The organism is Candidatus Borrarchaeum sp. (assembly GCF_019058535.1).
Classification (GTDB): domain Archaea; phylum Asgardarchaeota; class Sifarchaeia; order Borrarchaeales; family Borrarchaeaceae; genus Borrarchaeum; species Borrarchaeum weybense.
This window is the reverse complement of the sequence record NZ_JAHPYX010000185.1, coordinates 1-7,997: the sequence shown is the minus strand read 5'-3', so window position 1 is coordinate 7,997 and position 7,997 is coordinate 1. Positions and strand designations below refer to the sequence as shown.

General features: G+C 34.8%; 8 protein-coding genes and 1 tRNA gene. 3 read left to right on the top strand and 6 right to left on the bottom strand.

Annotated elements, in window-relative coordinates; all coding sequences use genetic code 11:
- Window positions 1-212 precede the first annotated feature (212 nt).
- Window positions 213-830 (top strand): hypothetical protein, encoded by a 618-nt coding sequence (locus QVB70_RS10940; protein WP_287586056.1) that lies wholly within the window; start codon window positions 213-215, stop codon window positions 828-830.
- An 8-nt stretch (window positions 831-838) separates the two neighbouring features.
- Here the strand turns inward: QVB70_RS10940 and QVB70_RS10935 are convergent, their stop codons facing one another.
- Window positions 839-1,525 (bottom strand): protein-L-isoaspartate(D-aspartate) O-methyltransferase, encoded by a 687-nt coding sequence (locus QVB70_RS10935; RefSeq protein ID WP_287586053.1) that lies wholly within the window; start codon window positions 1,523-1,525, stop codon window positions 839-841.
- A 143-nt stretch (window positions 1,526-1,668) separates the two neighbouring features.
- On the opposite strand from QVB70_RS10935, the gene QVB70_RS10930 reads away from it, so the two are divergent.
- Window positions 1,669-2,085 (top strand): DUF371 domain-containing protein, encoded by a 417-nt coding sequence (locus tag QVB70_RS10930; protein WP_287586058.1) that lies wholly within the window; start codon window positions 1,669-1,671, stop codon window positions 2,083-2,085.
- 8 nt (window positions 2,086-2,093) lie between these two features.
- Here QVB70_RS10930 and QVB70_RS10925 read toward each other — a convergent pair whose 3' ends face one another.
- Both QVB70_RS10925 and QVB70_RS10920 read right to left on the bottom strand, forming a co-directional pair.
- Window positions 2,094-3,161, bottom strand: coding sequence for a class I SAM-dependent methyltransferase family protein (locus QVB70_RS10925; protein WP_287586052.1), 1,068 nt, complete (start codon window positions 3,159-3,161; stop codon window positions 2,094-2,096).
- Between the two features lie 42 nt (window positions 3,162-3,203).
- Complete coding sequence (locus tag QVB70_RS10920; RefSeq protein ID WP_287586050.1) at window positions 3,204-4,073, bottom strand: class I SAM-dependent methyltransferase; 870 nt, start codon at window positions 4,071-4,073, stop codon at window positions 3,204-3,206.
- A 123-nt stretch (window positions 4,074-4,196) separates the two neighbouring features.
- Here QVB70_RS10920 and QVB70_RS10915 point away from each other — a divergent pair.
- Window positions 4,197-4,349, top strand: a tRNA-Lys gene (locus QVB70_RS10915).
- A 13-nt stretch (window positions 4,350-4,362) separates the two neighbouring features.
- On the opposite strand, the gene QVB70_RS10910 is transcribed toward QVB70_RS10915, so the two are convergent.
- The 3 genes from QVB70_RS10910 to QVB70_RS10900 all read right to left on the bottom strand — a co-directional run.
- A complete protein-coding gene (locus QVB70_RS10910; RefSeq protein WP_287586048.1) occupies window positions 4,363-5,484 on the bottom strand; it encodes a glycosyltransferase family 4 protein in 1,122 nt (373 codons plus the stop codon).
- Between the two features lie 80 nt (window positions 5,485-5,564).
- Window positions 5,565-7,052 carry a glycosyltransferase family 39 protein gene (locus tag QVB70_RS10905; protein ID WP_287586045.1) on the bottom strand — a complete coding sequence of 496 codons (1,488 nt, stop codon included), beginning with the start codon at window positions 7,050-7,052 and terminating at the stop codon, window positions 5,565-5,567.
- Window positions 7,053-7,154: 102 nt separating this feature from the next.
- On the bottom strand, window positions 7,155-7,997 hold an 843-nt coding region (locus QVB70_RS10900), incomplete at its 5' end, for a hypothetical protein (protein ID WP_287586043.1).

Here is a 7,997-nt window from a genome sequence, read left to right as displayed (position 1 = left end):
TCCAAGGAAATACTCATTTCTTCTATAGGTATTTTACTAATTATTTCCCAATTTATTCTTCTTACTTCATTAATAAGGGTGTTTGAAATAATTAAATTTTCTATAGGTAAATATTGCAATTTATCAAAAAGAAACAAAATCAATAATGAAGAATATGAAATTGCATAATTAGAAACTTGAAAATCAATGCGGTCTTTTATATTTGGCTAACTTTGGGATCCCTACATTTTATACTATGGGCGGGCAATCCTCAACCGCGATATCTGTGCACACTTGTTCCTGCGCTTTCTTTATTTACTGGATATGGTGTTTTCAATTTTTATCATTATATTGAAAATAAAACTCGGAATTTTAGATTTACTACTCTTAAAGAGGTTTTTATTCTAGCATTTATCCTTGGTACTTTCGTCAGTTCATATTACATCACGATTAATCATAATTATTTCTTAGAATTACAATACGATCGAATTGCATTTAGAAGAGCCGCGATATGGATAAACTCAAACACGCCAAGCGATTCCTTGATAGTTACGACAAAGCCAATGCTTTTTCACTACTATACCAACCGAACATGTGTTTATACAAGTACGTACTTTGAGCAACCTACTCTTTTTCCAGAAAAGCACATATACTATATTTTTGATAATTTAGATGGCAAAAAATTTGAGAACGAAATCAATTGGGAACAATTCGTACGTAAATCTCTAGTAACTTTTGAACGGGTAACAAGAGACAATGTACTATATATTGGAGATTCCTTTCCATTTCTATATTCCAAATCTCAAGAATACATACGCGTTGTTATCGTATATGAAATAAGTCTCAGGTGAAAAGAAACTTAATGACCATGTTCCCCTATTAGAGGCACAAAAGAAACTCCGCCTCTTTTTTCTTTCGTTATTTTCCCCTCTAAATCTTTAGTCAGAAGTATCAATGTTTGAAAGAAATAAACTCCACCTATAGGTATGACTAGTTTGCCACCATTCTTCAATTGATCTATTAATGGCTCTGGTATCTTCGGACCTGCAGCCGTGACAAGAATTCTATCATAGGGGGCTTGCTCAGGGTATCCGAGTGTTCCATCTCCATGAATAACAGTAACTCTATCAGAAAATTTTGCCTGTTCGATATTTTTACGAGCGAATTCACTTAACTTCTTAACTCTCTCTATTGAAAAAACATGCCCAGAGGTTTTTTCATCACTTGGAGCAACAATTTCTGCAATTAATGCTGCGTGATATCCTGAACCTGTACCTATTTCTAGTACCTTCATCCCGATCTCTAGATCTAAGATTTCAGCCATAATCACACACATGTGAGGCGCTGAAATTGTTTGTCCATTACCAATCGGTAGCGGTGTATCATTATAGGCGTTATCTCTCAGTGAGTTTGGCAAAAATAATTCTCGAGGAACTTCTTTGAATGCACGAATCACCTTTTCTGTTTTGAGGGTTTTAGACGAAATAAAATGTCGTATAAGGCGCTCCTTTTTTTCTTCTAAAGTGCGAGTTCTTTTGTCAGTCATTATGCGATCACTCAAAAACCAAATATCTACGTTGGACTATTATACAACCTTATATTTAGACTTTAATATTTAAGAAAAGAACCAAAGAGAGCTCTAATTTTCTACGCAATTAAATAAAATGGGGTTAAATCAGATTGCCACAAGTGATTGAGAAGATTGTAGCACGAGGTCATAAAAACATTCTTGCAACGCATAAAACCACATTTGAAATAACTCAAGAACAGGAAATCAGTACACGAGCCGATTGTATTATTGCGGTTAATGCAAACATAGCCGCAATGGATTTAAAAGAAGATTTTAAGAGGCAAGCTAAAAAAACAGATGCAATTATAGAAGTTCTTATTGAAGTAGGTGGGTTGGTCGAACATATTACGGGCAAAGGGTCACCACAATTGACTCTTAGTCATTCAACAGATCTCGTAGGAAGAAAAAGTGCTTTTATTTCTGATAGAACCTTTTTAATCAATTCTGACAAGGCTGCAATAGATTTAGATCGACGTCTGGTAGAGCAACTCAAAAAACCAGATACGGAAATTATAATCACGTTAAAGGTGAAATAAAGTAAAGATCAATTGATTTTTAGATCAATAACCACTTGATAAGTATGGGGCGCAATTGGTCGAACGATTTTTTTTGTAAGTATCTTTTCAACTTGTCGTGAGAAACCCATTACTTGAGAAATTACGTTTTCTTCCATTGACTGTTCCAGTTCCTCTGATTTAAGAAAATCATAGAAATGAAGAATTCCTCCCTCTTTTTTGATGGCAGTACAAGCAACATCTACAAATTCATCAGCAGCTACTGGATGATTCATTATTACTCTATCAGCAATTCCGATAAGATTGTTTTTACTAACAACCTCTCTGGCGTCACCTACATAAGGGACCACTGTTCCCCGAAGTTTATTGAGGTTAATGTTTTTTACGAGATATTCTATAGCATTAGGATTAACATCAATTGCATGTACATTTGAAACAACTTTACGAGCAATTAAAATAGAAAATGGCCCAATTCCACAAAACATATCGATTACAGTTTCGTGTGGCTTAACTAAAGAAGCAACTCTGTTATGTTCTGTGCTTAGGCGTGGACTAAAAAATGCTTTTGTAACATCTATTGCAAACCGACATCCATATTCTCGATGAATCGTTTCAGTTTGATTTTCTCCAGCAATAACCTCATATTTTCCTACTCGATATAGATCTTGTATAACGTCCTTTTTATCTAAAACGGTTTTAATATGTTTATGAGACCTTAGTAATGCTTCTCCTATAGTACGTGAATGTTGTGATAACTCTGGAGGGATATCTAGGATCGCAATATCCCCTATCACATCATAACTATGAGGTACAAAAATAAGTTCATTTGGTTCCAGGACTCCCTCAAGAGTTTCAAGAAGATTCTTAGGCCCTTGATTTTTAACTTGGAAAACCTTTTCTCCGATAGAGAAATCTTTCACCAAAGAGGCAATTAATTCCTTCTCGCTATCTGACGGAAGTTTAGCCAAAGGAAAATAGATGTAATTTTCATCTTTTTCGATTTGTAGTTTCGCATTGATAAGCGATTGACGTACCAATAGTTTTCTTACAGGTTCGCCCTCGGTTTTATGTATACAGAGATAATATGCTGTAGACATCAGATAACTCTCATTAATTTGTAGTTATTGTGAAATAGAACACTATTTCTTCTTCGCCTGGATGAAACAATTTGGACCAAATTTATTGAGGATTGGCAAAGAGTCAATTACGGAGGCAATTGCTTTGGCTAACGGATGCGCCTTTCGTATCACGTAACTCGAAGAGAAAAGGATAATCAAACCTAGTCTTTTAATGAAATGTTCAATCTCAATTATATTTGACAAGTATACTAAATCATCCTTGTCGCCACAAGCGAAAGCAGGGTCTTTCGAAAGGCGTGGTTTTAAAACTAATGAAAAAGTGTGGTTTTTCAAAAGATTAAGTTGAAGATACATAATAAGAAACATAATTAGGCGTTTTAATTGATTCTTACTAACTATTGCACTAACAAATGCAATAAAAGCTGTTTTAAGATCGTTCCTTCCTTTCTCAACTCCCTTTTCTGATACCACAACAAATGGACTTGCAAAATTTGGAGTCTGAATTAGGACAGAACCTTCTCGTTCAGTTACCCTTGAGAGTTCTGAGATGCACGAACCAGGATTCGGAAGGTGTTCAAGTAATTCTTGACATTCTACGATTGTAAATGCATTATCCTTGAAAGGTAATCGTGTTGCATCTCCTATAAGAAATTCTACCTTGTGGTCAATTTGTTCAGAGATGGCCATTTTCTTTCCGAGGTAAATACCCGCTCGTGAAATATCTAAGCCAACTGAAAATATGCCTTCTGTTGCGACTTTTCTTACAATTACGCCACTGCCTGTACCTACGTCAAGAAACATACCATTTTTTGATTTTCTTATTAGAGATTTGAGCCCCGGGAAAAAGAGTTTACCTACCGTATCTTCTTCCTTTCGATGACGTTCTGCATTTTCAAAATACTTTTCATAGGTGGAATAATAGGTAAACAAACGCCTTCTCAGAGCTTTAGACAGCTAATTAACCTCCATTGCATCAAATAACAGAAAGTTACATACAAAACGTTTTTATAATTTTCAGCGATAATCTCCTTTTATCTTATTAATTTGATTTATGGGCCCGTAGCTCAGCTAGGTAGATCAACCAGATAGTTGAGGCCGACAGCGTCGGGCTCTTATACCTATTTTCTCAGGTAGAGACACCCGATGGCCACGGGTTCAAATGATCCAACCGCAATGATGGATCTGAAAGTCCCGTCGGGCCCGCCATTCTTTCAACAAATTATTTGCGTTTTGGGTTTTTAGCCAAAATCTTTTCATAAATCTTAATATGCTTTTCAGATATTTTGTCAAGAGCATAAACTTCTTCGATTCTTTTCCTTGAATTCTTTCCAAATTGTTGAATTATTTCAGGTGATTTGACAAATTTTCTAAGCAGTAAAGACAGTTCTTTATTGTTGTTGGGATTGAATAAATAACCTGTCTCTCTATCAACAAGAACCTCTTCGATTCCACCTACTTTAGACCCGATGATTGGTTTTCCACAAGCCATTGCTTCCAAAATTACAGAAGGTGAGGGATCAATTAAACTAGGTAATATAAGGGCATCACAAGCATTGTAAAACTCGGGCAAGCTTTCATATGGTATGTTTCCTAAAAATATTATAGAATCAGTCAAATTTAATGAGGAAATTAGTGTTTTCAAACTCCTTTCTTCGCTACCTTTTCCAATAATGAACAACTTAGCATTTAACCCACTTTGTAAAACGTATTTCATGGCATGAACGAGGCAGTGAATGCCTTTTGATTTTTCTAATCGCCCTACAAAAAGAAATTTGATTTCATCGTCTGAGAGGTATTTATTAAGTGCGTTACTTCTTCGTGGTGTAAAAAGACGAGTATCAACCGAATGATAAAGAATATCGATAAACTTAGGTTCTGCACCTTGGTTGATTAAATATTCGCGTGATTTCGTTGTTTGTGCAATATATCTATCACATCCACGAACCACATTTTTTCCAATGAAGGTATTGGTTAGAGATCGAAGAAGTCTCCAACCAATATTCTCAATTGTATAGCCGTCGTAATGTTCAGTAAGAATCATTGGGATACTGGTCCTAGTCCTTGAAAGAAACGAACAATAGAAAGTATTCAACTGATAATCTTCATGGAGATGTAAAATGTCAAAATCCTCAAATGACAGCACTTTCGGGATCGATATTGGAAAATATGGTCTTAATTTGAATAGATAAGGCGTATGAATGATTTCTACACCCTCTAAATTCTTTTCATTTTTATGAGGGCAACAAAAAATTGTAAGTTTACAACCTCTTTCTACAAGCCCTTTACAAAGGGTGTGCGAACTTGGATGATCAAAGTACGGATAGACCATTAGAATCTTCAAATTTTTTTCACTTCTATTGAGTTTGTAATATTTTCTGAGTTCAGAAGTGAACCTAAAGAACAAAGTCTACTTACCTTTATTCATTTCATACAATAAATATGAATGGAAAAATCACTTTCATAGACTTTATTGAACTGTGTTGATGTATCAATTAATTCTATAGTGCCTTCCTCTAAACCGAAGGATTCCTGAAGCAGGAGATATGTAGCATTGTGTATTTGAGCACTATTTAGAATGCGAGAAAAATTCGCATCTGTACCTGAAAAAATGGTGTATCTTTTGGAAAGATATTCTACATCATCTCTCCAGCCATCATTAAGTAATTTTATTGAATCTAGAGTGTATTGATCAATCCAAATGCAAGCATTTCCAACAATTTCGATATCAGATGACACCGTGTATGTTTTTTCATATATCGCATAAGTAGATGATGCGCAAATAAGAGAAAATAGAAAAGTAAGTAAATAAATTCTCCAAGAGTAGAGGATATGTGTTTTTTCACTGAAGAACAGTTTTAAAACGCCAAAAGCAAGGATTCCAGATAAGGCAGGGAGCATTGGCAAACTTAGTCTAATTCCTTGAATTTCCATATGATCGAGAAGATATACAATTACTATAGCCGTAAAAACAAATACAATTGTCATAAGAACAATATCAGAATCTTGGCGTCTTCGTAAGAGTTCAAAAAGCCCATATAAAAAAGTCAGGGACATTAAAATAGGCGTAATATACGAAATGATAGAACTATTTCTGCTAAGAACCCAAAAGTATGCTAGCAATCTTTCAGGCTGATTGAAAAAAATCAGGTATGATCTTTCAATGATAATGACTTCTAAAATATTTCTTTGTGAAGTAGATCCAAATAAGAATGCAGCAGGACCAAACGGGTTTCCATATGCAATATATGGTCTTAAATACCAAAGGTTACCGACTAATAAGCCAATGACCATTGTTAAAAGCAAATTAAATACCTTAACATTCTTCTTCCTATAATAAAGGAAAAAAATAATCAACAGAATGAATGCTATGGTAAAACCAGTAGCTTTCGTGAGGATCGAAAGACCAAAACTCAATCCTGAAAGAATTAACATTTTATGATTCTCATCAGATATACCTCTAAGAAAAAGAAAAACACAAAAAATTGTAAGGAACGTGATTGCAGTACTAACGTAACTTATTACACTAAAATACAAATGAAGGGGGATAATTGCAAGGAAAAACGTAGTGAGTAAAGCTATATCTGTCCTAAATAAATATCTAATAAATACAAATGCAATGAAAAGAGTCATGACCCCAAAAATGGGTGATAAGAACTTCATGATTAAAGCATTTGATGTAGTCTCATAGAGTTGTGCTGCAATTAAGTGAAAAAGCGGTGGATGCCAAAGGAATGGGTAGTGACGAAAGGTATCAGCTTGAGGAATATGTCCTAATATAACTATATTTTCTGCAATTGCTAAATGCCATGTAGCATCAGAACTCACTGGATGAATAATTGCAAAGTAGAATCGTAAAAGAGCGCCAAAAAAAATTATTAACATAAATGTCAGTTTTTCAGTGATTTTCATTTGGATACGCCCTTTTAAGGATTAGATGTATATTGCCATAAAATCTAGTTTCTCGATATACAATCTAGCTGATTTTTTTCAATACTTGTAGTAGTTGATGAATCAAGATTTAACGAAAATATAGACTTCAGGAATCTCATAAACCTCTATAATTTTTGCTAATGTAATCTCTGGAAATATTTCTACCAGTGAAGCAAAATCTTTGTATTTTTCAGGTGTGTATCTACGAATTAAAAAGACGCAAGTATTGTCTTCAATAAGATATCTACTTAATTCAGCGCCATTAAAGTAATCTGCTATATATCCACTACCATAAATACGTGGGTATAGGTCTTTAGCAATAAATTCAAATCCCCACTTTGGCATGGGGAAAATCACAGTATCGGCAGAATAGTTTTCCTGTTGTAAATACTCTATTGACTCCTGCCAGCCGTATCCAGACCATCGTGAATCAGTGATCTTCTTGAAATCCGAATGAATTTGAACTTCCCTGGGAGTGAGTATCAAAGCGCAACTAAAGAAAAGAGTATATGAAACACAAATTGAAATGATGGCAAGGGAAATTATATTACTTGGAATACTAATCTTTATCCCTTTATCGTTAATTATCTCAGGCACTTTTTCTGAAAGTAGGGTTAGGCTAACACCCGCAGTTATACAGGCAGGAGGCACTATCGAAAGAATATATCCGGTAGCATGGTTATGAGGCCCCCAACTTGTAAATAATTCTACCAGAATCCATATGACTGGCAGCAGTTCGATTGTTTTTTTTCTTGAGAGAAGCAGACCTATACCTAAAATGAATAAGACAAAAATCAAAACGGTAAACATGTTTAGGAACCATGCTAATTGGTCTGCTAAGATTGTTGGAATTGTTAACACTCTTGAAATAAGACCAGAACTTGTTTGTGAAGTTGTTACTAAATTGGTTGCCCTAGTAGCAGC

Bases quoted from the DNA above. Each gene is read 5' to 3' on its own strand.
- QVB70_RS10905 (WP_287586045.1), bottom strand. From the start codon at position 7,052: ATGAAAATCACTGAAAAACTGACATTTATGTTAATAATTTTTTTTGGC.
- QVB70_RS10935 (WP_287586053.1), bottom strand. From the start codon at position 1,525: ATGACTGACAAAAGAACTCGCACTTTAGAAGAAAAAAAGGAGCGCCTT.
- QVB70_RS10925 (WP_287586052.1), bottom strand. From the start codon at position 3,161: ATGTCTACAGCATATTATCTCTGTATACATAAAACCGAGGGCGAACCT.